Genomic DNA, 23,226 nt, shown 5'->3' on the forward strand with positions numbered 1-23,226 from the left:
GGCGGGGGTGAGGCCGCAGTGCCGGGTGCCGGGAGAGTCAGAGACGGTTCAGGAAACGGCTGAGGCGCTGCAGGCCGTCGTCGATGGTGGCTGGAGAGGCTGCACACGAGAGGCGGATGCAGCGGTCGTCGCCGAAGGCCACCCCGGGAACCACCGCCAGCCCCTGGTCCTCCAGCAGCCGGTTGGAGAAGGTCATGGAATCAAGCCCATGGCCGCTGATGTCCGGGAAGGCGTAGAAGGCCCCTTCTGGCTGCTGCAGAGTGAGGCCGGGCAGAGCCATCAGGCCGGCACTCAGCAGCGCCCGGCGCTGGTTGAACTCCTGGGCCATGGCATGAACGCAGTCACGCGGGGCGGTGATCGCCGCCAGCGCGCCGTACTGGGCGAAGGTGCAGACGTTGCTCGTGCTCTGGCTCTGCAGGGCGCTGGCGGCGGCGATCACATCCTTGCGGCCGGCGAGGTAACCCACCCGCCAGCCGGTCATCGCCCAGCCCTTGGCAAAGCCGTTGACGATGAAGATGCGGTCGGCGAGGTCGGGGGCCAGGGCCGCCAGGCTGTGGTGCTCCAGGCCAGGTGCCAACAGGAATTCGTAGATCTCATCGCTCACCACCGCCACCTGCGGATGGCGGCGCAGCACGGCAGCGAGCTGCTCCAGCTCCTGCCGGCTGAGCACCAGACCCGAGGGGTTGGAGGGGCTGTTGATCACCAGCAGCTTGCTGTTGGCCGTGATGGCGGCCTCGAGCTGGTCGGGTTGGAGCCGGAAGCCCTGAGCGGGTGCGGTGGGCAGCACGCGCACCGTGGCGCCTGCCAGGTGCGCCATCTCCGGATAGCTGAGCCAGTAGGGGGCCGGCAGCAGCACCTCGTCGCCGGGGTCGAGCAGCACCTGGAAGAGGTTGTAGAGCGCCTGCTTGCCGCCGTTGGTGACCAGCACCTGATCGGCCGCGGTGGGCACACCGTTTTCCTCGCTCAGCTTCTGGGCCAGGGCTTGCCGCAGCAGGGGTTCGCCGGCGGCGGGTCCATAGCGCGTGGCACCTTCCTCCAGCGCCCGGCTGGCGGCCTGGCGGATGAAGGCGGGCGTTTCGAAATCCGGTTCACCCGCGCTGAGGCTGCAGATGTCATGGCCGTCGGCCCGCAACTCGCGCGCACGGGCGGTGATCGCCAGGGTGAGGGACGGCTGCAGGGCCCGGGCCCGGGCTGAAAGTGCCAACGGGCTGGTCATCAGCGGAGGCGGTGCGATCGGCCGCGACATGGGCGCCGGGGCACTCCAGCGTTGGAATGCCTTCGATAAGGGGATTAGACATCCTGCCTGACGTAGTGGCCGCTTGGCTTCGTCCCCGCGCAGGTTGTCATCAGCGGCCCCTGGATCCGTTCCATAGGATTCCTTTCACGCTGGGGTGAGGCGGGGATGGAACAGAGCGAACCCCTGCCCGGAGTTGTGGTGCAACCCAGCCTGTTCGGAGGCAGGGCGGTGGATGCCGGAGCGCAGGCGTCCGGCGGGATGCCGTTGGTTGAGGCCGTGATCGCCAGCGCCCCCCGTCATGCAGCCGCTGAGCCCCCCGATCCAACGGCGGCCCTGGCCGCTCTGCACGGCGCCTGCGAAGCCTGCCGCCGTTGCGGGTTGGCTCTGGGACGGCAGCAGGTGGTGGTGAGCCGCGGCAATCCGGCCGCCTCGCTGATGGTGATCGGCGAGGGTCCCGGCGCCCAGGAAGATGCCAGCGGCTCGCCCTTCGTGGGCCGCGCCGGCCAGTTGCTCGATCAGATGTTTGCCAGCGTGGCGATCGACACCCGCCAGGACGCCTACATCTGCAACGTGGTGAAGTGCCGTCCACCCGAGAACCGCAAGCCGACGCCGGAGGAAATGGCCGCCTGCCTGCCCTGGCTGCTGAAGCAGATCGAGCTTGTGCAGCCCAAGGTGCTGGTATTGGCCGGTGCCACGGCGATGGAGGGGGTGCTGGGCCTGAAGGGGGGGATCACCAAGCTGCGCGGCCAGTGGCGGCAGTGGCGGGGGCTGTGGTGCCTGCCGATCTTTCATCCTTCCTATCTGCTGCGCAACCCATCGCGCGAGCGCGGCACCCCCAAATGGCTTACCTGGCAGGACCTCCAGGACGTGCGCCGCCGTCTCAATCAGCTGGAGGCAGGCTCTCCCTATCTGGATGCAGACGGGGCCTCAGCTGGGGCGACCCCCGCGACCACACCAGCGACCACTCCGGTAGCGGACATCTCCGCCGACTGAGCACGCCGCTTGCACGCCTGTCTGTGGCAGTGTTGGGGCCAGTTCCCCGGCTTCCAGCTCCGATGACCGGCACCGTGGCCCGGCCCCAGACCGCCCCGGCAGGTCTGCCCACTGACTGGGCCAGCAACCCGCGCTACGACACGGTGATCCGCCGCCGCAAGACCCGCAGCGTGCGGGTGGGCGATGTGTGGGTGGGCAGCGACCACCCGGTGGTGGTGCAGTCGATGATCAACGAGGACACCCTCGACATCGCGGGTGCCACCGCCGGCATCCGTCGCCTCCATGAATCCGGCTGCGAGATCGTGCGGCTCACGGTGCCGAGCCTGGCCCACGCCAAGGCGGTGGGAGAGATCCGCAAGCGCCTCGAAGACAGCTACCGCCCCGTGCCGCTGGTGGCTGACGTGCACCACAACGGTATGAAGATCGCCCTTGAGGTGGCCCAGCATGTCGACAAGGTGCGCATCAACCCCGGGTTGTATGTGTTCGACAAACCCGACCCCAACCGCACGGAGTTCACCCCCGAGGAGGTGGCCGCGATCGGTGAGCGCATCCAGGCCACGCTCGAACCGCTGGTGAGCCTGCTGAAAGAGCAGGACAAGGGCCTGCGCATCGGCGTGAATCACGGCTCCCTGGCGGAGCGGATGTTGTTCACCTACGGCGACACCCCGCTGGGGATGGTGGAGAGCGCCATGGAGTTCATCCACATCTGCGACCGCCTCGACTTCCACAACATCGTGGTGTCGATGAAGGCTTCGCGGGCGCCGGTGATGCTGGCGGCCTACCGGATGATGGCCGACCGCATGGACGCCGAAGGCTTCCACTACCCGCTGCATCTGGGCGTCACCGAGGCGGGTGACGGCGACTACGGCCGCATCAAGAGCACGGCCGGCATCGCCACCCTGCTGGCCGAGGGCCTGGGGGACACGATCAGGGTGTCCCTCACCGAGGCCCCAGAGAAGGAGATCCCAGTCTGCTACTCGATCCTGCAGGCGCTGGGCCTGCGCAAGACGATGGTGGAGTACGTGGCCTGCCCCAGCTGCGGCCGCACCCTGTTCAACCTGGAGGAGGTGCTGCACGTGGTGCGCAACGCCACCGCCCACCTCACCGGCCTCGACATCGCCGTAATGGGCTGCATCGTCAACGGCCCCGGCGAGATGGCCGACGCCGACTACGGCTACGTGGGCAAAACCCCCGGCACCATCTCTCTCTACCGCGGCCGCGAAGAGATCCGCCGTGTGCCGGAAGCGGAGGGTGTGGAAGCGCTGATCGCTCTGATCAAGGAAGACGGCCGCTGGGTCGACCCCTGAGGCCTTGGCCGCCTGACGCCACGCTGCCAGTCACATTCGGAAGCCCCTGGATCCCTGACCCACCCTGTCCTGTGCCCCCTGGCACGGGCTAGTTTGAACACAGCACAAACGCTCACGAGGCCGAGAGCATGTCCAGGGGTAGCACCAGCATTCTCGTCCTGGCTGGGCTCGGCGCCTGTGCGGCCGCAGCCGTGGTGGGTGGCGAATGGCTGATGGCGCCCAGTGCTGCCTCCCTGATCACCGACAGCCCCAAGGAGGTGATGGATCAGGCCTGGCAGATCGTCTTCCGCGATTATCTCGACACCACCGGCAAATACACCCCGGAGCAGTGGCGCAAGCTGCGCCGCGACCTCCTCGCCAAAACCTACGGCAATACCAAAGAGAGCTACGAGGCCATCCGGGGCATGCTCGGCACCCTCGATGATCCCTACACCCGCTTCATGGATCCGCGGGAGTTCAAGGAGATGCAGATCGACACCTCGGGGGAACTCTCCGGTGTCGGCATCCAGCTGAGCCTCGACAAGGACACCAAGGAACTGGTGGTGGTGTCCCCGATTGACGGCTCCCCAGCTTCGCGGGCCGGCGTGATGCCGAAGGACGTGATCATCTCGATCGACGGCAAGAGCACCAAGGGGATGAGCACGGAAGACGCGGTGAAGCTGATCCGCGGCCAGGCTGGCACCAAGGTGACCCTGCAGGTGCGGCGCAAGAATCAGGTGCTCGAGATGCCGCTCACCCGCGATCGCATCGAGCTGCACGCGGTGGAACATCAGGTGAACACCACCCCTGATGGCTTCAAGGTGGGCTACATCCGCCTCAAGCAGTTCAACGCCAATGCCTCCAAGGACATGCGTGCCGCTCTGCGCGACTTGGAGAGCAAGGGGGTGCAGGGGTATGTGCTGGATCTGCGCAGCAACCCCGGTGGCCTGCTGGTGGCGAGCATCGAGATCGCCCGCCAGTGGCTCGATGAAGGCATCATCGTGTCCACCAAAACCCGCGACGGCATCCAGGACGTGCGGCGCGCCAACGGCCGGGCACTCACCAAGGCTCCTCTGGTGATCCTGGTGAATGAGGGTTCCGCCAGTGCCAGCGAAATCCTCTCCGGTGCCCTGCAGGACAACAAGCGAGGGGTGCTGGTGGGTCAGAAGACCTTCGGCAAGGGGTTGGTGCAGTCAGTGCGGGGGCTCTCCGATGGCTCCGGCATGACCGTGACCATCGCCAAATACCTCACCCCCAGCGGCCGCGACATCCACAAGCACGGCATCAAACCCGATGTGTCGGTGAAGCTGAGCGAACAGGAGGCCCGATCACTCAAGCTCGAAGAGATCGGCACCCGCAACGATCCTCAGTACCGGGTGGCTGAAAACACCTTGGTGAAGCAACTGCGCACGGTGGGCAAGGCACCCGGCAAGCCCTACAACCCCTCAAGTGCCAACCTGCCGGCTGCTCTCGGACCCACTAACTGATCAGGGGGGTTATCCCCTGAGCGCGCCATCCTTCCAAGGGGCACTGTTTCCGGCGCTCATTTCACGGGCAAACAGTTGCGCACCCCTTCTACGGGCCAAGGTTTATAGGGAAAGTCTTAACTGGCAAGGTTTATGGGTAAGTCTTAGGTGGCAACGTTTATTGGACAAGTCTTGCGGAGCAACGGCTGAAGACCAACTTGTGTGCGCCATTCGCGCGCACCAATCAATCCATGGAATAAAGCCCTGCTGCGGGAATTCTCGCAACAGGGCTTTTGCCTTCTCTGAGGCCGGTAAGCGCTGTGGATCGGAGCTTCAGGCCACCGGCTGCATGAGGCCGCCGCCGGGGTTGGAGTCGTCATCGTCGTTGTTCTGGTTTTCGTCCTGGAACAGGGCGAACAAGCCCAGAGCGATCACGCTGATCAGGGCCGAAACAAGGCCCACACCGCTCTGCAGCCCTGCCGAAACCCCACCGGAAGCAACGAATTCGCCCATTTAGCCCAAACCTTTCCGGAACTGTAACGAAGTTTTGCGGGGATGAGGGTGAAGAGAATCGGAAGCTTGTCGGGGGGTGGCCAAGCAACACGTCCCCCCCCTCAAACCACCAACACCGCCGCATTCCTGGCGGCTGCTTGGTCCTGGCGCTGGGCGTCGGTGAGGCCATCAGCGGCGGGGATCTGGCCGGCCATGGCGGTGAGCCACTCCATCAGGGTGTCGAGCTGCTTCTCGGCGGGGAGCACGCTGAGGCCGCGGGCCAGCACTTTTGCGGTGCTGCCGGCGCCGCCCTGATACACCAACCGGCCGTGCAGGTGCTGGGGCAGGCCCTGGCGCAGCAGCCGGAAGGCGGGCTCCTCCATCGGGGTTTCCAGCACGATGTTGGGCTTTTCGGGCTTGAGGCGTGAGAAGCCGCAGCGTTTGGCCAGCAGTTTGAGTTCCATCAACTGCAGCAGGCTCTGCACCGGCGCCGGCAGGGCCCCGTAGCGATCCACCCAGTCGGCAGCCAGCTGGAGCAGTTCGCTCTTGGCGGTGCAGCCGGCAGCAGCCCGGTAGGCGGCCATCTTTTCGTCCGCTTCGGTGATCCAGTCGGCGGGGATGAAGGCGGTGATCGGCAGATCGATCTGGGTGTCTTCCACCACGGGGATGTCCTGGCCCTGGATCTCCGCCAGGCTTTCCTGCAGCATCTCCATATAGAGGTCGAAGCCGATCGCTTCGAGCTGGCCGCTCTGCTCCACCCCCAGCAGGTTGCCCACGCCGCGGATCTCCATGTCGCGCATCGCCAGCTGGTAGCCGCTGCCCAGTTGCGCGAACTCCTGGATCGCCCGCAGCCGCTGCCGTGCCGCCTCACTGAGGGCGCCATCACCGGGATAGAACAACCAGGCATGGGCCTGGATGCCGCTGCGGCCCACCCGACCGCGCAGTTGATACAGCTGGGCGAGGCCGAATCTGTGGGCGTCTTCCACCAGAATTGTGTTCACCCGTGGGATATCCAGGCCGCTTTCGATGATCGTGGTGCAGAGCATCACATCGGCTTCGCCGGCATTGAAGGCCACCATCGCGCTCTCCAGTTCCCCTTCGGCCATCTGGCCGTGGGCCACCAGCAACTTCAGGCCCGGCAGCATCTCGCGCAACTGGCCCGCCACCTCCTCGATTCCCTCCACCCGCGGCACCACGTAGAACACCTGGCCGCCACGATCCAGTTCCTGGCGGATGGCGCTGCGCACCGCCTCATCGTCGCGGGCGGCCAGGTGGGTCTTGATCGGGCGGCGCAGCGGTGGCGGCGTGGTGATCAGGCTCATCTCCCGCACCCCCGACAGGCTCATGTAGAGCGTGCGTGGAATCGGCGTGGCGGAAAGCGTCAGCACGTCGACGTCTTTTCGCAGCGCCTTGATCTTCTCTTTCTGGTTCACACCGAAGCGCTGCTCCTCGTCCACCACCAGCAGCCCCAGTTGCTTGAAGCTGGTGCCCTTGCCCAGCAGCTGGTGGGTGCCCACCACGATGTCGATCGTGCCGGCGGCCAGCCCTTCCTGAATCGCCTTGCGCTCCAGCGTTGTGCGGAAGCGATTGAGCAGCGCCACCTTGAGCGGGTAGGGCGCAAAGCGTTCGCTCAAGGTGCGCCAGTGCTGCTGGGCCAGCACCGTGGTGGGGGCCAGCAGCGCCGCCTGGCGTCCGGCGGTCACCGCCTTGAACAACGCCCGGATCGCCACCTCGGTCTTGCCGAAGCCCACATCGCCGCACACCAGCCGGTCCATCGGCTTGGCGGTCTCCATGTCGCGTTTCACTTCCGCGATCGCCTTCAGCTGATCCGGCGTGGGCTCATAGGGGAAGGAATCCTCCAGCTCGCTTTGCCACGGGCCATCGGGCGGAAACACGATGCCGGGGGCCTGATGGCGCTCTGCGTACAGCTTCACCAGGTCGAGCGCCACCTTGCGCACCGCCTTGAGCGCTCTCTCCTTGGCCCGCGCCCAGGCCACGCCCCCCATGCGGTTGAGCTCCGGCGGCGTGTCGGTGCTGGCGCGGTAGCGGCCCAGGCTGCCCAGCTGGTCGGCGGCCACCCGCAGGGTGCCGTCGGCGTACTGCACCACCAGGTAATCGCGGCTTTCGCCGCTGATCGCCAGCTTCTCCAGCTTGAGGAAGCGGCCGATGCCGTGATTGCGGTGCACCACGAAATCGCCGGGTTGCATCTTGCCCGGATCCACCGTGCGGCTGGCCGCCTTGCGGCGCCGCCGCACATAGCCGCTGGCGGCCAGGCTGTGCTGGCCGAAGAACTCCCGGTCGGTGAGCAGCACCAGCTTCCAGGCCGGCAGTTGCAGCCCTTCCAGCTCGGCGGTGCCCTTGAGCTTGAGCGCCACAGGTGTGTTCTGCTCCACCAACCGCTCGATCGCCGGGAAGTCGTGCGGGTTGGGCACGAAGCGGGCGATGCAGTCGTGCTCCTCCAGCAGCGCCACCGCCCGTGACGGCTGGGCCGAAAGCAGCCACACCTTCGCCTTTTCCTGTTGGTAGCCCTTCACCAGCGCCGCTAGGCGGCCGAAGGCGTTCGGATGGGCCGGCACCGGACGGCTGGAGAGATCGAAGGCGTTGGGGTGGCGGTCGGTTTCCGCCAGTTCAGCCAGATCGAAACCGGCGAACGCCTCGACATCCTCAAGGGCCTGCTCGGGCGGCCGGTGCAGCAGGGCGGGCAGTAGCACCGGCTGGCCGCAGGCTGCCGCCAGCTCCGCCTGCACCTCGCCGTGGTGGCTGTCGGCGTGATCGAACCACTGCTGGCCGTGGGCGCGACAATGGCGCCGCTCATCCACCGCAATCAACGTCCTGGCGGGCAGGTAATCGAGCAGGGAGGCGGGCCGCGCCCAGGCCAGACCCATCAGCCGCCGCATCCCCTCGGGCGTGCCGCCCTCCAGCAGCTGATCGAGCGCTTCCGGCTGCAACAGCCCCTCGAGCCCCACCGGCATCGTTTCCCGCAGGGCATCCGCCACCAGCGGGCCGTAGCCACTGGGGGTGAGCCGCACCGCCTCGGTGGCATCGAGCGAACGCTGGGTGGCGGGGTCGAATTCCTTGAGCTTCTCCAGCTCCTCGCCGAAGAACTCCAGCCGCACCGGCAGCTCGGCGCTCACCGGAAACACGTCGACGATGTCGCCGCGGCGGCTCCAGCTGCCCTCCTGCTCGATCGTGGGCACCCGCTCGTAGCCGAGGCGGCTGAGGGTGTCGGCCAGCTGCTCCAGGTCCACCGTGTCGCCCTTGCGCAGGCACAGGCAGCGGGCGGCCAGGGCCGCGGGCGGCGGCAGGTGGGGTTGCAGGGCCCGCTCGGTGGCCACCACGGCCCCCTGCCACGGGTGGCTGTTGCCGTCGGCGCTTCCCGCATCCACCAGCTCGGCGAGTACCTGCAGTTGCCCCCAGGTGATCTCGGTGGTGGGATCGAAGGGTTCGTAGGGCGAGCCCTCACTGGTGGGATAAAGCTGGGCCGTGGGCCAGCCCATCAGTTCCAGCAGCGCCGCCCAGCGGCCCGCCTCTTCCAGCGTGGGCACGATCACCAGCAGAGGCGTCTGCCGCTGCCGGGCCAGGGCACTGGCGATCAGAGCACGACCGGCCCGGGAGGCGCCCCGCAGGCTCAGCCGTTCTTGGCGCTCGATCCGTTGCAGCACCTCACCGGTGAGGGGCACCTGCTCGAGCTGGCGCACCAGGGCGGTGAGGGGCATTGGGTCGTGTGGCGCAGGGATCCCGATCCTGGCAGTTGCACTCCTGCCGCTGCTTTGCTGGTGCAGATCGACCATCATGAAGGTCACGTTGATCTCTGGGAGTGAGCCGGCACCATCCCCCGCGTGGATCGGGCGCTCCCGTGCTGCCGCTGACGCTGTTGGCCGCTGGTCTGCTGCTGGCGGGCCTGGCGGTGGCGCCGCCCGAGCGCAGGGGCGAAACCCTCGGCGCACTGGAAGCGCTGCCGTTTCAGGTGTCGGACACGCTGTTCGCCCGGCCCCCGGCCCCCCTGCGGCCGGGCGATGTGGCCGTTGATGCCTTCATGGCCGGCGATCTGATGGCGCGGCTGGAGCAGGCCGATGTCGACTGGCAGCCGCAGGCCGAGGTGCTGCCTGACGGCGGTGTGCGTTACCGCTACCGCCGCCGCGAGGGAGACCCCAAGCTCTCGATCGAGCAGATCCGCGCGCTGATGCTCGATCCGCCGCGCTTCGAGCGCGAGCGACAGGCGATCCGCGATCTGCTCGATCAGCTGCAGCGGGTGGGGGTAAGGGTGGTGCTGGGCCCGCCCCGCAAGGCCGGCGCCGCCGGTGAGTGGGACCCTGCCGCCCGCACAATCCGCATCAAGCCGGAGGTGGTGGACCAGGGCAGCGCCACCTTTGCTCTGGTGCTGAACCATGAGGCCATCCATGTGGCGCAGAGCTGCCGCCGCGGGGGGGTGTCGGCCCCGCCCAAGCAGCTTGGGCTCTCCATTACCGCCAGGCCCCAGGCCCAGGGGCAGCTCAACGACCCGATCTACGCCAATCTCTCGCCCCTGGAGCGCCAGCTCGAGCAGGAGGCCTATGCCAACCAGGACCAGCTGGAGAAGGGGGCCGGCCTGATCAGCCAGGAATGCCGCCCACCGGTGGGTTGGTCAACTGCCTGGCCCAGCTGAGCGGCCGGCAGCGGTTTCACCGAGCTTGGGGCTGCCGGTTCTGGATTCAGTTGGAAGGGATCCGCACTGCAGCGGGGCACCCACTGCAGTGGCGCTCTGGCTCCTGCCAAGCAGGGAGTATCGCCGGGAACGGTGTTCAAGGTGAAGCCCGTGCAACCGAGCCCATCCGCAGGAGAGCTCTCCCGCTGGCGACCCGCCAGGCGAGAGAGCCTGATGACAAGCGCTTTGTCATCTCCAGCGCCGGCCTCCGCTCGCTGTATCTCTGGAATCCAGAGCCCGCAGCACCGCGGGGCCGCGGTGTGCCCGTGCCTATCGCCGGACCGGGTTAGGCGTTCATGCTCTGGTGGCCAGTTGATCTTCCAGCAGCATGTTGAACTGCAGCAGCTGCTGATCATTGAGCTGCTGGCGGCTGTTGAGCTGAAAATGCCGCTCCAGGAAGAGGCGCCCCTCTGCCGCTCCCCACTGCAGCTGGCCGAGCAGCTGGTCGCTCTGATCCAGCAGGTCGCGGCGACGCAGGGGTGTGGCGGCCTGCTCCGGCCTGCTGCCGGGTGCCAGTTGCTGCAGGGCATTCAGATAGCCCATCAGATCCAGGTAGCGCACCAGGCGGCTGCGGCTCGGATGGTTGAAGGCCCGCGCCAGGTACGCCGCTTCCTCCTCCCGGCCCCATCCCAGTCGCTTGAGTTCCAGCTCTACCTGCGCCAGTTCATCGCTCCAGTCTTCGGGATCGGCTGTGACCTCCGGCTCCGATGGGGAAAGGCCCTGGGGCGTGGGCGCCGCAGAGGCATGGGCTGGCGCTGCTGGTGTGGCCGGCGAGGCGCAAGCCTGATCGGGTGCCGGGGACGCCTCCATGGGCACAGGAGCCTGGGCGGGTGGCGCTGGAAGCGGAGCGTGTGAAACCACAGGCATCACTGCCGCCTGCGCCGGCACACCCCCACGGCTCAGCGCCAACAGCGGCTGCTCTGCCTCAACCGCGCTGATGGCTGGCTTCTGGGGTGGCGCTTTCGCCGCACCCACCGGCTCCGGCCTGGCGAGGGCAGCGGCGCCGCTTGGGGACCATCGCCTCTGCAGGCGCTCGATGGCGCGGTCTTCCGCCAGTTCCGCCGTGGCGGCCTCGCCCAGAGCGCTGCCGATCAGGGCGCCCTGGTCCCAGGCGCTCACCTTCACCACCCGCTGTCCGGGTTCGGCGTGCACCAGTTCCGCCTGCAGCTGCATCCCGGCTCGGGCTTGGTTTGGCTTTCCTAGAGTGACCGATTCGCGCGCCGCCACTGCCTATGGAAGCGGAGTCGATCGAGTCACTCACACCGCTGCTGCAATCGGCAGACCAGTGGGGGGAGATTCTGCTGCTGCTTCCCCTGCTGGTGGCGATGGAGGCCGTGCTCTCCGCGGACAACGCCATCGCCCTGGCCGCCATCGCGCGTCACCTCGACGATCCGGCCCGCCAGCGCCGCGCCCTCAACCTCGGCCTGCTGCTGGCCTTGGTGTTCCGGATGGCCCTGATCGTGGCGGCCCGCTGGGTGCTGGTCTTCTGGCCGCTGCAGTTGCTGGCGGCGGTCTACCTGCTCTGGCTGTGCATCACCAACCTGGCCGGATCCAGCGAGGCCGGCGGTGAAGCGGCAGGCGCTGCAGCCATCAGCCACGTGGAACCGGCGGTCCAGCGGCTCCACGGTCAGACCCTGGGCTCCGTGGTGGCCACGCTGGCGGTCACCGATCTGGCCTTCTCGCTCGATAGCGTCGCGGCGGCGGTGGCGGTCAGCGACCGGCTCTGGCTGGTGATGACCGGCGGCGTGATCGGTGTGGTGGCCCTGCGCCTCACGGCCGGTCTGTTCATCCGCTGGTTGGAGGAGTACCGGCATCTGGAGCGGGCCGGCTATCTTGCCGTGGGTCTGGTGGGGGTGCGCCTGCTGCTGCGCCTGGCCCTGCCCCAGATCGTCCCCCCCGAATGGGCGCTGCTGCTGGTGGTGGCCTGCCTGTTCGTCTGGGGGTTCTCGCAGCGCAGTGAGCAGCAGACCGGGGAGGTCAGCCCCTGACGCCCCTGCACGTGGATCTGCGCCAGGCCGGCACCGAGCGGTTGCTGGAACGCTTTGAGGTGGCCCACCTCGGCGAGGTGCCCCAGCCGGGCCGTTGGATCGAGCGGGGTGAGCGTTCGTTTCTGGTGCTGCAACGCCACCACCGCTACCAGCTCCGCAACGGACGCTACGAGCTCACCGAGGTGGCGCTGCAGGTCAAACCACAACGGCAACCGGCGGATGCCACCTGGTGGAACAACCACTGGGTGATCGGCGACCCCAGCTGCCGCTTCAATGCCCGCTCCCCGCTGCTGCGCTGCGCCGTCTTGCCTGAAGGCCCCTGCGAGCGCTGCCTGCATCGTGCGCCTGTCTGAGCCGCTTCATGGGAGCACAGTCAGCGGGATGAAGCGCTGCACCACTGCCATGTAAAGCGGGATCCCCACGACGATGTTGAAGGGGAAGGTGACACCCAGGGCGCTGGAGATGTAGAGGCTTGGGTTTGCTTCTGGCACGGTCATCCGCATGGCGGCGGGAACGGCGATGTAGGAGGCGCTGGCGCACAGCACCATGAACAGCAGCGCATTTCCCTGCGGCAGGCCCAGCCAACGGGACAGCAGCAGGCCCACCGCGGCATTGAAGAGCGGCATCAGCACGGCGAAGGCGATCAGGTAGCTGCCGGCACGCCGCAGATCGCCGAGCCGCTGTGCCGCCACGATGCCCATGTCGAGCAGAAAGAAGCTGAGGGCGCCGTAAAACAGCTTGCCGGTGAAGGGCTCCATTGTTTCCACCCCCAAGGGGCTGAAGGCCGCCACCAGCAGGCCGATCACCAGACTGCCGATCAACAGCAGCACCGAACTGTTCAGGAAGGCTTCATGCAGCAAGCTGCCCCAGGCCACGCCCGTGCCGATGCCGCCGGCGTGGCGTTGATGACTGGTGAGTTTCACCAACAGCAACCCCACGATGATGGCCGGTGATTCCATCAGCGCCAGGGCCGCCACCATGAAGCCGTCATGGGGGATGTCAGACACCACCAGAAATGTTTCGGCGGTGATGAAGGTGACGGCGCTGATCGAGCCGTAGGTGGCGGCCACAGCGGCCGCATTGGAGGCGTCGAACTGCCGCCTGAGCACCAGGAAGCTGTAGAGCGGCACCACGGCCGACATCACCACAGCGGCGGCGATCGTGGCGATCACCTGCATGCCCAGGCCGCTGTGTTGCAGCTCCACCCCTCCTTTGAAGCCGATCGCCAGCAGCAGATACAGCGAGAAGAGCTTGGGCAGGGGGGCGGGAATCTCCAGATCCGATCGCACCAGCACCGCAATCACCCCAAGAGCGAAGAAAAGAACCGGCGGAGAGAGCAGATTCTGCAGAATCAGTCCGGTCTGCATCGAGGTTCCCGTGATCGATCAATGGCGCACCGGCAGGCTACAGGTCTGGGCCTGGGCGCCGGGATCCTGGCGACCGGGGATGGTGGGGGATCGAATTGTGAGCGCCGTAATCGTGAGCGAAGGGACAGCGAGTGCCGGAAAAGCGAGCGCTGGATTCAACCCTTCACACCATCGCCGCTGGAGCTGGGAAGGATATAACGTTGAAGCACAATGAACAGCACCAAAACTGGCAGGATCGACACCACTGAACCCGCAGCCACAAGCCGCCAGTCGAGGGAGAAGCTGCTGGCAAGCTGCTGCAATCCGAGCGGCAGTGTATAGAGATTCGGATCATCGAGGATGATCAAGGGCCAGAGAAAATCACTCCAGGTGCCGATGAACACGAACATCGCCAGGGTGATCAGATCGGCCCGGGCCGCGGGAATCATCACGTTCCACCATTCACCCAGCGGCGTGCAGCCGTCGATGCGGGCGGCCTCTTCCAGCTCCACGGGCACTCCGATGAAGCTTTGCCGCAGCAGAAAGATGCCGAAGGCGGTGGCGGCCTGGGGAATGATCAAGGCCAGCAGGGTGTTGCGCAGGCCCAGCTGCACCATCAACAGGTAGAGCGGGATCATCACCACCTGGAACGGAATCAGGATCGTGGCCACCACCAGCGCCAGCACCAGGCCACGGCCGGCGAAGCGCATCCGCGCCAGCGGGTAGGCCGCCAGGGAGCAGAACAGCAGGTTGCCCACCACTGCCAGCAGGCTCACCACCGTGCTGTTGAACAGGTAAAGGCCCAGCGGATGTTCAGCGAACAGGCGCCCATAGGCCGCCAGGCTGGGCTGCGCTGGAAACAACGACGGAGGCGAGGCGAAGATGTCTTCGGCCGGACCCTTCAAGGACGTGCTGACCAGCCAAAGCAGCGGCACCAGCACCATCAGGGCCACCAGCAGCAGCAGCCCGAGCTGCAGGGCCGGCAGCCACGGGGTCCGCTGGGGCTGCAGCCTGCGGGGAGAGCGGCTCACAGGCGGGGGCGTTCCGCCACCGGCAGCGGTGCGCGCTGGGGGTGAAGAGGCAGCCGTTCGGTGCCCTGCACCAGCCGGTTGAGCGCGTGGATGAAGGCCTGGGCGGCAGCCACCACGATGTCGGTGTCGGCGGCGTGGCCCGAATAGAGCACCCCTTGGTGGCGCAGCCGGATGGTGACCTCCCCCATCGCATCGATGCCCTCGGTGACCGACTTGACGCTGAACTCCACCAGCTCGTTGGGCACGCGTGCCAGCGCATTGAGCGCCTGGCAGACCGCGTCCACCGGGCCTGTGCCGATGGCGGCGCCGGTCAGCTCGGCGCCATCGGCCGTCACCAGGGTGACCGTGGCGGTGGGCTGCAGGTTGGTGCCGGTGCTCACCTGCACCAACTTCAGCGTGTACTGGGCGTCAGGCTGCTGGGCCTGCTCGCTGACGATCGCCTCAAGATCCCGGTCGGTGATCTCGCGCTTGCGGTCGGCCAGCTCCTTGAAGCGGGCGAAGGCGTCGTCGAGGTCTTCGCGCTCGAGGCCGTAGCCGAGCTCCTCCAGCCGGGCGCGGAAGGCACTGCGGCCGCTCAGCTTGCCGAGCGACAGCCGGGTGCTGCTCAGACCGATCGTGCGGGCGTCGATGATTTCGTAGGTGAGGCGGTTCTTGAGAACACCGTCCTGGTGGATGCCGGATTCGTGCGCGAAGGCGTTGGCCCCCACGATTGCCTTGTTGGGTTGCACCGCCATGCCGGTGAGGTTGGACACCAGCCGGGAGGTCTTGGCGATCTCCTCGGTGCGCACGCCGGTGAGCGGCTCGGTGCTGGCGGGGTCGTGGCCGAGGAAGGGGTTGAAGTAGGCGCGGCGCACATGCAGCGCCATCACCAGTTCCTCGAGTGAAGCATTGCCGGCCCGTTCACCGATGCCGTTGATCGTGCATTCGAGCTGGCGGGCGCCGTTCTTGACCGCCTCAAGGAAATTGGCCACGGCCAGCCCCAGGTCGTTGTGGCCGTGCACAGAGATCACCGCCTGAGCGATGTTGGGAACGTGGCGATCAATGCCGGCGATCAGGGCACCGAATTCCGCCGGAGTGGCATAGCCCACGGTGTCGGGGATGTTGATCGTGGTGGCCCCGGCGGCGATGGCGGCTTCGATCACTTCGTAGAGGAACTCCGGGTCGCTGCGGCCGGCGTCTTCGCAGGAGAACTCCACGTCCTCCACCAGGGAGCGGGCATAGGCCACCATCTCGGCGGCGATGTCCACGACCTCGGGCCGGCTCTTGCGCAGCTTGTGCTCCAGGTGGATGTCGCTGGTGGCGATGAAGGTGTGGATGCGCCGTCGCGCCGCCGGCGCCACCGCATCCGCGCAGGCCTTGATGTCGCCGCGCGTGGCCCGGGCAAGCCCGCAGATCACCGGGCCGTCGGCGGTGCCGACGGTTTCGGCGATGCGGTGCACGGCGTTGAAATCGCCCGTGCTGGCGAAGGGGAAGCCCGCTTCGATGATGTCGACCCGTAGGCGCGCCAGCTGCTGGGCGATGGCCACCTTTTCCTCGAGGTTGAGGCTGGCCCCTGGCGATTGCTCACCATCCCGCAGGGTGGTGTCAAAAATCAGAACCCGGCCGGGATCCTTGGCCATGGCCGCTGCAGGTCGAAGTGAGTACGTGTTAGGGGGGATCCTAGACCGAGGGTCCGATCACCACTTCCCGAGGTGAGGGCTCAAGGGAGGCAGCGTCCGGGCGGATCACCTGGTGGCGCACCGGTTCCGATCGCGGAGAAGCCTCCGGGATGCTGCGCTGGAACACCGGTGCCTGGACGGCTTCCATCTTCTCGAGCTGGGGCTTGAGCTTGCCCAGGTCGATGAAGCGATCCACCGCATTGCGCAGCTCGCGCGGCACCATGCCATCGGCGTTGATCAAGGTGATCTTCAGGCCTTGGGCGCGGAGCATCTCCACCAGCCGTTCAAGGTCGCGGCTTCCGCTCATCAGCCACAGCTCATCGGTGCGGTGGGCCACGGCCATCAGGTCGAGGCAGATCTCCACATCAAGGTTGGCGCGCGCGAACTGCCGCTGGTCGGGGTCGGTGCCGAACTCCCGCAGCGGTTTGGTTCGCACGGTGAAGCCCAGGCTGGTGAGTGCGTCCCGGAAGGGGCGTTGGTCAGTGGGATCCTTCAGCCCCGTGTACCAGAAGGCGCTGCCAAGATCCGTGACGCCTTCCGCGGCCAGCTCCAGCAGGCGGCGTGGATCGAAGAACCAGCCGAGCTTCTGCTGGGCGTAGAACATGCCGTGCCCGTCAACTGCCAGACAGCGACGCATCACTCGTTTCGTTAAACAAAAACTGTAGAGACCGCCCTCTGCCAGCTGTGCCCCCGCCGACCCCGACCGCGCCGCTGACCATTTTCATGGCGAAGCTCGTGGCGGAGGGCGTCGTGGTGGAACCGTCCCCGTACACTCCCGTTAACGGCTGGAATGGCAATGGCCACAGGCGAACTGGCCCTGGTCCTCCATGCCCATCTCCCATACGTCCGCAGCAGCCAGCCCGGCTCGCTGGAGGAAGACTGGTTCTTCCAGGCACTGCTGGAGAGCTACCTGCCGCTGCTCGAGTTGCTCGAAGCTGCCTCTGAGGATCCCGCCCAGGCGCCCCGTCTCACCCTCGGCCTTTCCCCCACGCTTCTGTCGCTGCTGAGCGCGCCCGACCTGCAGGCCCGTTTCCCCGCCTGGCTTGATCAACGCCTGGCGTTGTTGCCATTGGCGCTGCCCCCGCATCTGGAGGCGGCCGAGGCTCTGGAGGCCCAGCTCACCCACACCCGCCAGCAGTGGCAGGCCTGCGGCGGTGATCTGCTGGCTCGTTTCCAGCGGCTCTGGCAGCTGGGGGTGGTCGACCTGCTCACCTGTGCCGCCACCCACGGCTACCTGCCGCTGCTGCGGGCCACCCCCGAGGCGGTGCGAGCCCAGCTGCTCACCGCCATCCGGGAACATGAGCGGCTGCTGGGCGCACGCCCGCAGGGGATCTGGCTGCCGGAGTGCGCCTACTTCGAAGGGCTCGATCAGCAGCTGGTGGCCTGCGGTCTGCGCTACGCGGTGCTCGATGCCCATGGGCTGCTGCACGCCCTGCCCCGTCCGCGCTATGGCGTGTATGCCCCGATCTGTTCGCCCGCTGGGGTGGCCTTCTTCGCTCGTGATGGGGCCTCCACCCTGCCGGTGTGGTCGGCCTCGGAGGGATACCCAGGCGATGGCGCCTACCGGGAATTCCACCGGGATCTGGGCTGGGATCTCTCCAGCGAGGCCCTCACCGCGGTGGGAATCGAGACCCCCCGGCCGCTCGGTCTCAAGCTGCACCGGGTGTCAGCCAGGGGCACGCCACTGGAGCGGAAGCTGCCCTACCTGCCGGGGCCGGCCGAGCAGCGGGCCGATGAGCACGCCGCCACCTATCTGCGCGGGCGCGCCGGGGAGCTTGACCATCTGAGCAGCGCCATGGACCGGCCACCGCTGCTGGTGGCGCCGTTCGATGCGGAGCTGTTCGGCCACTGGTGGTACGAGGGGCCCCGCTTCCTGGCCCAGCTTTTCCTGCAGGCGGCTGCCCTCGGCATCGGTTTCACCACCCTGCGCGATGTGCTGCGCCGCGGAGACGGGCTGCAGATCTGCCGCCCCTCCCCCTCCAGCTGGGGCCAGGGGGGGTACCACCACTACTGGCTCAACGAAAGCAATGCCTGGGTGGTGCCCGAGTGGAACCGGGCCTCGGCGGCCATGGTGGAGCGGGTGAACCGGGGGGTGGGCAGTGCCTCCCAGCTCCAGCGCCTCAACCAGGCGGGCCGTGAGCTGCTGCTGGCCCAGTCCTCCGACTGGAGCTTCATTCTCAGGGCCGGCACCACCACCGAACTGGCGAAGGAGCGGATCCGCACGCACCTGGATCGCTTCTGGCGCCTGCTGGCGGCGATCGACAGCGGCAACGATCCCCCCGGTGGCTGGCTGGCGGCGGTGGAACGGGAAGATCCGCTGTTCCCGCTCATCAACGCCGCCGACTGGGCCACACGGCCGCCGCGTTAGCCCGGCCAACGGCCCGAGGCTCGCAGAACACAGCCGACACCCGTCACCGCCGCCCGAGGGCTAGCGCTCGCAGCTCAGAGGCCAGAACGCACAGCCCGCAGCCCACTGACCAGGGCCCACAACCCGTGCTCGAATCAGAGCGGAGCCGTTCCGCTCTGCGTGGAGTTTGGCCATGTTTCAGCATCTGCTCGTTCCCACCGACGGCTCCCGGCTTTCGCTGGCCGCCGCTGCTGCCGCCTGCCGTTTCGCCCGTGAGGCCGGAGCCCGCCTCACCGTCCTCAACGTGCGGGCCAATGCGCCGCTTGGGCTCACCTACGGCGCCGGTGAATGGATCCAGCCCAGCACCCTGCAGGAAATCGAGGACGTGGGCAGGGAGGCTTCCCAGCGGGCCCTGGCGGAGGTGATGAGCCTCGCCGCAGAGGAAGGCGTGGAGGCGGCGAGCGAAAGCGTGGTCAACGACTCGCCGTCGGAGGCGATCCTGGCGGCGGCGGACCGCCACGGCTGTGACCTGATCTTCATGGCCTCGCATGGGCGGCGCGGCCTCACCGGGCTGCTGATCGGCAGTCAGACGCAGCGTGTGCTCGCCCAGGCCAAGCAGCCAGTGCTGGTGTTCCGCTGATCCCGTCAGGGTCAGCCCAAAGTCTCGGCTCGGGAGTGTCAGCCCAGCAGTTTCAGCCCGCCAGCGCCCGCCAGGCCAGGGCGAGCTCCTTGCCCTGCGGCAGCATCAGGCCGAGCCGAACATCGCTGGGGGCCTGCCCGAACAGGCCCAGCATCGCCTGCACCAGCTGCGGCACGGTGAGGGTGTTGGCCAGAAAACCGGTCCACTGCGGCTGGGGCAGATGGAAGAAGGTGTCGAAGAAGTGGCAGAGCTCCGCGTGCGAGAAGCGCATCAGCTTTTCGAGCCCGAAACGGTAGATCGCCTGCTTGCGCACCAGCTCGGCAGACCAGAGCGTCTGCCAGGCCTGCTGCGCCACTTCGCGTGAGGAGGTGGTCTGGTTGGCCAGGCCGGCGGCAATCGCGGCCGCCAGGCCGGGGGCGCGGCGCAGCAGCCCCCCCACCATGTAGCCCGAGGCGGGGTGCACCATGCTGGCGGCCCCACCGAAACCCACCACCTGCTGGGTCAGATCCGGCAGCGGCAGAGTCATCGGGAACAGGCAACGCTCCGTTTCCCGCACCTGCTCTACCCGGATGCCCCGGTGGGCCAGCCGTTGGTGCAGACGCCGCTCCAGCAGGTCGAACGAGAGCGGCGGGGCGAGGGCGAGGGAGGTTTCCTCCACGAAGAACTCCCCCTGCCCCAGGTCCATCGCGTAGAGGAAGGTGGGCGGCTCCAGCCGCTCCTCTGCCTTGAGGTGATCGTTGCGGTAATCCATCAGCACGAACTGCCCTTCCGCCACAGGGTCAGCGGAGAAGCGGCCCACGAGGCCGAAGGCGGCCTGCTGGGCGACCGGGCCGCGCTCGGGGCGGCGGACGAACACCGGCGCATGGCCACTGGCATCCACCACCAGCCGGGCCGTCAGACTGGTGCCCTCGGCGGTGGTGACCACCGAGCTGTGGGACTCATGGCGGATGGCCGTCGCCTGGCCGCGATGCCAGCGGAGTTGTCCGGCGCAGGCCTCGAGCCAGTGCCGCTGCAGCCGCTGGCGATCGAAGAGGCCGTAGTCGTGATGCAGGGCCAGGGGGCCCGCCCCGAAATCGGCCACGCAATCCGACCAGCGATGCCCGAGCAGATCGCCGAGGCCGAGGGCATCGAGTTCCCGGCCCCAGATGCCATAGGTGTTCTGCCAGGGGCTGAGCGGATCGGTGGCGGCCAGGGCCTCCACCTCCAGCCCCTGGCGGCACAGTTCGGCGCCGATGGCCAGAGCGGCCGGGCCGGAGCCGATCAGCAGGACGTCGGCGCTCAGCTGTCTTCCTCGCCGGTCAGTTCCGCGGCTTCATCGGTGCGTTCCATGGGTTCGCCGGTGGGCGCCACGCTTTCGGCGGTGAGGGCCAGGGTGTCGCTGACAGGCTCCAGCGTTTCGCTGCCGTCGTCTTCGGCGGCAGGCGGCACCAGCACCACTTCCGTGAGCCGGTCGCCGGCATCGAGCCGCTGCAGCTTCACCCCCGTGGCGGCCCGTGACTGCTGCGGAATGGCGTCGGAGGGCATCCGCACGATCACCCCCTTTTCGCTGACCAGCATCAGCTCTTCGCCGGAGCCGAGCACCTTCAGCCCCACGAGTACATCACCATCGCGACGGAACTTGATCGCGCGCAGCCCCAGACCGGCGCGCCGCTGCAGGCGGAACTGGTTCACCGGGACCCGCTTGCCCAGGCCACTGGCGGAGGCCACCAGCACCCAGGGTCCTTCGCTCACCGCCACTTCGGCGTCGGCATCCCCATCGGCTTCGTCGCCGTCCTCCTCCGCGCTGCTGCTGGCGATGCGGTCGGCCAGCTCGGCCGGCAGCACATCCATGCTCACCAGTTCGTCGCCGGCGCGCAGTGCCATCGCCCGCACGCCGCGGGCGGTGCGGCCCAGCGGACGCAGTTCCCCGTCGGTGAGGCGGAAGTGGATCGTCATGCCCCTGAGCGAGCCGATCAGCACGCTGTCGCCCGGCAGGGCCAGACGCACCCAGCGCAGGGCGTCGCCTTCCTCCAGCCCGATCGCGATCAAGCCATTGGATCGGATGTTGGCGAAGGCCGAAAGACGGGTGCGCTTGATATAGCCGCCGCTGGTGAGCATCAGCAGCTGCACGTTGTCTTCGAAGGCGCTGACCGCGAGCAGCGTGGTGATCTGCTCTTCCCGTGGAATCGGCAGCAACTGCACCACGGGGGTTCCCTTGGCAGCGCGGCTGCCCACCGGGATGCGATAGGCGGGCACGGCATACACCACGCCCCGGTCGCTGAACAGCAGCAGGGTGTCATGGTCGTTGCAACTGATGAACAGCCGCACCGCTTCTTCTCCCTGACTGCGGGTGCCGGCCTTGCCACGGGTGCCGCGGCTGGTGGCCTCGAATTCGCTCACCGGCATGCGCTTGAGGTAGCCGTTCTCGGTGAGTAACACCACCGAGCGCTCATTGGCGATCAGGTCGATGTCCTCGAGGCCGCCTTCGAGATCGAGGATCTCGGTGCGACGGGGGGAGTCGTAGCGGGCGCGGATCTTGCCGATCTCCTCCCGGATCAGGCCCAGCACCCGTTCACGCCGGCCAAGGATGTCCTTGTAGTCGGTGATCTTGGCCACCAGATCCTCGTGCTCGAGCCGGATCTTGTCGGCTTCCAGCGCGGTGAGCCGGCGCAGCTGCATCTGCAGGATGGCGTCCGCCTGGATCTCGCTGAGGCCGTGGCGCTCCTGCAGCTGTTGCCGTGCTGTGGCGGTGTCGGCGGCGGCGCGGATCAGGGCGATGATCGGATCGAGCTGCTCGAGCGCCAGCAGCAGGCCCAGCAGGATGTGGTCGCGCTCTTCGGCCTTGCGCAGCAGATAACGGGTGCGCCGCTCGATCGTTTCGATGCGGAAATCGAGGAACACCTGCAGCATCCGCCGCAGGGTGAGCAGGATCGGCTCCCCATTCACCAGCGCCAGCATGTGAGCGGAGAAATTGCACTGCAGCGGCGTGAGCTTGAACAGGTTGTTCAACACCACCTGCGGATAGGCATCACGCCGCAGTTCGATCACGATGCGCATGCCATCGCGATCGCTTTCGTCGCGGATGTCGGAGATTCCTTCGAGCTTCTTGTCGTTCACCATCTCGGCGATGCGCTCGATCATCGCCGCCTTGTTGGTTTGATAAGGAAGCTCAGTGATGATCACCGCATCCCGATCTGGCCGACCGGGGACTTCAAGTGTTTCGATCGCCGCGACACCGCGCATGGTGATCGATCCTCGGCCTGTGAGATAGGTTTCACGGATTCCGCTGCGGCCGAGAATCTGGCCGCCGGTGGGGAAATCCGGGCCGGGAATGATCGCCATCAGCGAGCGATCGTCCACCTCGGGATTGTCGATCAGGGCCAGCAGCCCATCGATCAATTCCGTGAGGTTGTGGGGCGGAATGTTGGTGGCCATGCCCACCGCGATCCCTGAGGACCCATTGAGCAGCAGATGAGGAACCCGCGCCGGCATCACGGTGGGTTCCTGCTGTGATCCATCGAAGTTGTCGATGAAATCGACCGTTTCCGCCTCGATGTCCTCCAGCAGGCTGTCAGTGGTGAGGGCCTGCAGCCGCGATTCCGTGTACCGCATGGCCGCCGGTGGGTCGTTGTCGACCGAACCGAAGTTGCCGTGCCCATCAATCAGGGGCATGCGCATGGAGAAGTCCTGGGCCATGCGCACCAGGGCGTCGTACACGGCGGTGTCGCCGTGGGGGTGGTATTTGCCGAGCACTTCGCCCACCACACGGGCGCATTTCCGGTAAGGCCTGTCGCTGGTGAGGCCGAGTTCGTACATCGCATAGAGAATGCGTCGATGCACCGGCTTGAGGCCATCGCGGGCATCGGGCAACGCCCGGCCCACGATCACGCTCATCGCATACTCCAGATAGGAGCGCGACATTTCGTTTCGCAGGTCGGTTTGGATGATCCGCCCGTCGGACTCGCCGGGTCCTGTTGGGTCCGCCATCTCTCACCACTTATCCGTGAGCCACTTTAATCGAGGCCCAGCCGCCTTGTTCGGTTCCGGTTTCCGACGCCCTCCTCAGCCTTGATCCGGCC

18 protein-coding genes are annotated in these 23,226 nt (G+C 67.3%); 8 read left to right on the forward strand and 10 right to left on the reverse strand.

Annotated features, from left to right (window positions below):
• Window positions 1-37: 37 nt before the first annotated feature.
• Complete coding sequence (locus CJZ80_RS01155; RefSeq protein WP_094510246.1) at window positions 38-1,216, reverse strand: pyridoxal phosphate-dependent aminotransferase; 1,179 nt, start codon at window positions 1,214-1,216, stop codon at window positions 38-40.
• A 186-nt stretch (window positions 1,217-1,402) separates the two neighbouring features.
• Here CJZ80_RS01155 and CJZ80_RS01160 point away from each other — a divergent pair, with 186 nt between their 5' ends.
• From CJZ80_RS01160 to CJZ80_RS01170, 3 genes are all read left to right on the forward strand, one after another.
• A complete protein-coding gene (locus tag CJZ80_RS01160; protein WP_233132694.1) occupies window positions 1,403-2,230 on the forward strand; it encodes a uracil-DNA glycosylase family protein in 828 nt (275 codons plus the stop codon).
• A gap of 62 nt (window positions 2,231-2,292) precedes the next feature.
• Entirely contained in the window at window positions 2,293-3,537 is a 1,245-nt protein-coding gene (gene ispG / locus CJZ80_RS01165) for a (E)-4-hydroxy-3-methylbut-2-enyl-diphosphate synthase (protein ID WP_094510247.1), read from the forward strand.
• A gap of 128 nt (window positions 3,538-3,665) precedes the next feature.
• Window positions 3,666-5,003 carry a S41 family peptidase gene (locus CJZ80_RS01170; RefSeq protein ID WP_094510248.1) on the forward strand — a complete coding sequence of 446 codons (1,338 nt, stop codon included), beginning with the start codon at window positions 3,666-3,668 and terminating at the stop codon, window positions 5,001-5,003.
• Window positions 5,004-5,315: 312 nt separating this feature from the next.
• Here the strand turns inward: CJZ80_RS01170 and CJZ80_RS01175 are convergent, their stop codons facing one another.
• Entirely contained in the window at window positions 5,316-5,495 is a 180-nt protein-coding gene (locus CJZ80_RS01175; protein WP_094510249.1) for a hypothetical protein, read from the reverse strand.
• Window positions 5,496-5,596: 101 nt separating this feature from the next.
• Window positions 5,597-9,190 (reverse strand): transcription-repair coupling factor, encoded by a 3,594-nt coding sequence (mfd, locus tag CJZ80_RS01180; RefSeq protein ID WP_094510250.1) that lies wholly within the window; start codon window positions 9,188-9,190, stop codon window positions 5,597-5,599.
• A gap of 140 nt (window positions 9,191-9,330) precedes the next feature.
• Between mfd and CJZ80_RS01185 the strand changes: the two genes are divergently transcribed.
• Window positions 9,331-10,119 carry a hypothetical protein gene (locus CJZ80_RS01185; RefSeq protein WP_094510251.1) on the forward strand — a complete coding sequence of 263 codons (789 nt, stop codon included), beginning with the start codon at window positions 9,331-9,333 and terminating at the stop codon, window positions 10,117-10,119.
• Between the two features lie 333 nt (window positions 10,120-10,452).
• Here the strand turns inward: CJZ80_RS01185 and CJZ80_RS01190 are convergent, their stop codons facing one another.
• A complete protein-coding gene (locus CJZ80_RS01190) occupies window positions 10,453-11,331 on the reverse strand; it encodes a hypothetical protein (protein ID WP_094510252.1) in 879 nt (292 codons plus the stop codon).
• 59 nt (window positions 11,332-11,390) lie between these two features.
• On the opposite strand from CJZ80_RS01190, the gene CJZ80_RS01195 reads away from it, so the two are divergent.
• Both CJZ80_RS01195 and CJZ80_RS01200 read left to right on the forward strand, forming a co-directional pair.
• Window positions 11,391-12,146: a DUF475 domain-containing protein gene (locus CJZ80_RS01195; protein ID WP_094510253.1), complete on the forward strand. Its 756-nt coding sequence runs from the start codon at window positions 11,391-11,393 to the stop codon at window positions 12,144-12,146.
• Between the two features lie 5 nt (window positions 12,147-12,151).
• Complete coding sequence (locus CJZ80_RS01200; protein ID WP_094510254.1) at window positions 12,152-12,499, forward strand: DUF6464 family protein; 348 nt, start codon at window positions 12,152-12,154, stop codon at window positions 12,497-12,499.
• 6 nt (window positions 12,500-12,505) lie between these two features.
• On the opposite strand, the gene CJZ80_RS01205 is transcribed toward CJZ80_RS01200, so the two are convergent.
• From CJZ80_RS01205 to CJZ80_RS01220, 4 genes are all read right to left on the reverse strand, one after another.
• A complete protein-coding gene (locus CJZ80_RS01205) occupies window positions 12,506-13,513 on the reverse strand; it encodes a sodium-dependent bicarbonate transport family permease (protein WP_094510255.1) in 1,008 nt (335 codons plus the stop codon).
• Window positions 13,514-13,668: 155 nt separating this feature from the next.
• Complete coding sequence (locus CJZ80_RS01210; protein WP_233132695.1) at window positions 13,669-14,523, reverse strand: carbohydrate ABC transporter permease; 855 nt, start codon at window positions 14,521-14,523, stop codon at window positions 13,669-13,671.
• On the reverse strand, window positions 14,520-16,142 hold the full coding sequence (locus CJZ80_RS01215; protein ID WP_094510256.1) for a 2-isopropylmalate synthase: 1,623 nt from the start codon (window positions 16,140-16,142) through the stop codon (window positions 14,520-14,522). Before CJZ80_RS01215 ends, CJZ80_RS01210 begins: the two co-directional genes overlap by 4 nt.
• Window positions 16,143-16,182: 40 nt before the next feature.
• Window positions 16,183-16,818 carry an NYN domain-containing protein gene (locus tag CJZ80_RS01220; RefSeq protein ID WP_094510257.1) on the reverse strand — a complete coding sequence of 212 codons (636 nt, stop codon included), beginning with the start codon at window positions 16,816-16,818 and terminating at the stop codon, window positions 16,183-16,185.
• 159 nt (window positions 16,819-16,977) lie between these two features.
• Between CJZ80_RS01220 and CJZ80_RS01225 the strand changes: the two genes are divergently transcribed.
• Together CJZ80_RS01225 and CJZ80_RS01230 are read left to right on the forward strand one after the other, a co-directional pair.
• Window positions 16,978-18,549: a 1,4-alpha-glucan branching protein domain-containing protein gene (locus CJZ80_RS01225; protein ID WP_094510258.1), complete on the forward strand. Its 1,572-nt coding sequence runs from the start codon at window positions 16,978-16,980 to the stop codon at window positions 18,547-18,549.
• A 172-nt stretch (window positions 18,550-18,721) separates the two neighbouring features.
• The gene (locus CJZ80_RS01230) at window positions 18,722-19,168 is read left to right on the forward strand and encodes a universal stress protein (protein WP_094510259.1); all 447 of its coding nucleotides are present in this window, start codon (window positions 18,722-18,724) and stop codon (window positions 19,166-19,168) included.
• A gap of 52 nt (window positions 19,169-19,220) precedes the next feature.
• On the opposite strand, the gene crtL is transcribed toward CJZ80_RS01230, so the two are convergent.
• A complete protein-coding gene (crtL, locus tag CJZ80_RS01235; RefSeq protein WP_094510260.1) occupies window positions 19,221-20,450 on the reverse strand; it encodes a lycopene beta cyclase in 1,230 nt (409 codons plus the stop codon).
• Window positions 20,447-23,134: a DNA gyrase subunit A gene (gene gyrA / locus CJZ80_RS01240; RefSeq protein WP_094510261.1), complete on the reverse strand. Its 2,688-nt coding sequence runs from the start codon at window positions 23,132-23,134 to the stop codon at window positions 20,447-20,449. Before gyrA ends, crtL begins: the two co-directional genes overlap by 4 nt.
• Between the last annotated feature and the right edge of the window lie 92 nt (window positions 23,135-23,226).

Source organism: Synechococcus sp. MW101C3, assembly GCF_002252635.1.
Classification (GTDB): Bacteria; Cyanobacteriota; Cyanobacteriia; order PCC-6307; family Cyanobiaceae; genus MW101C3.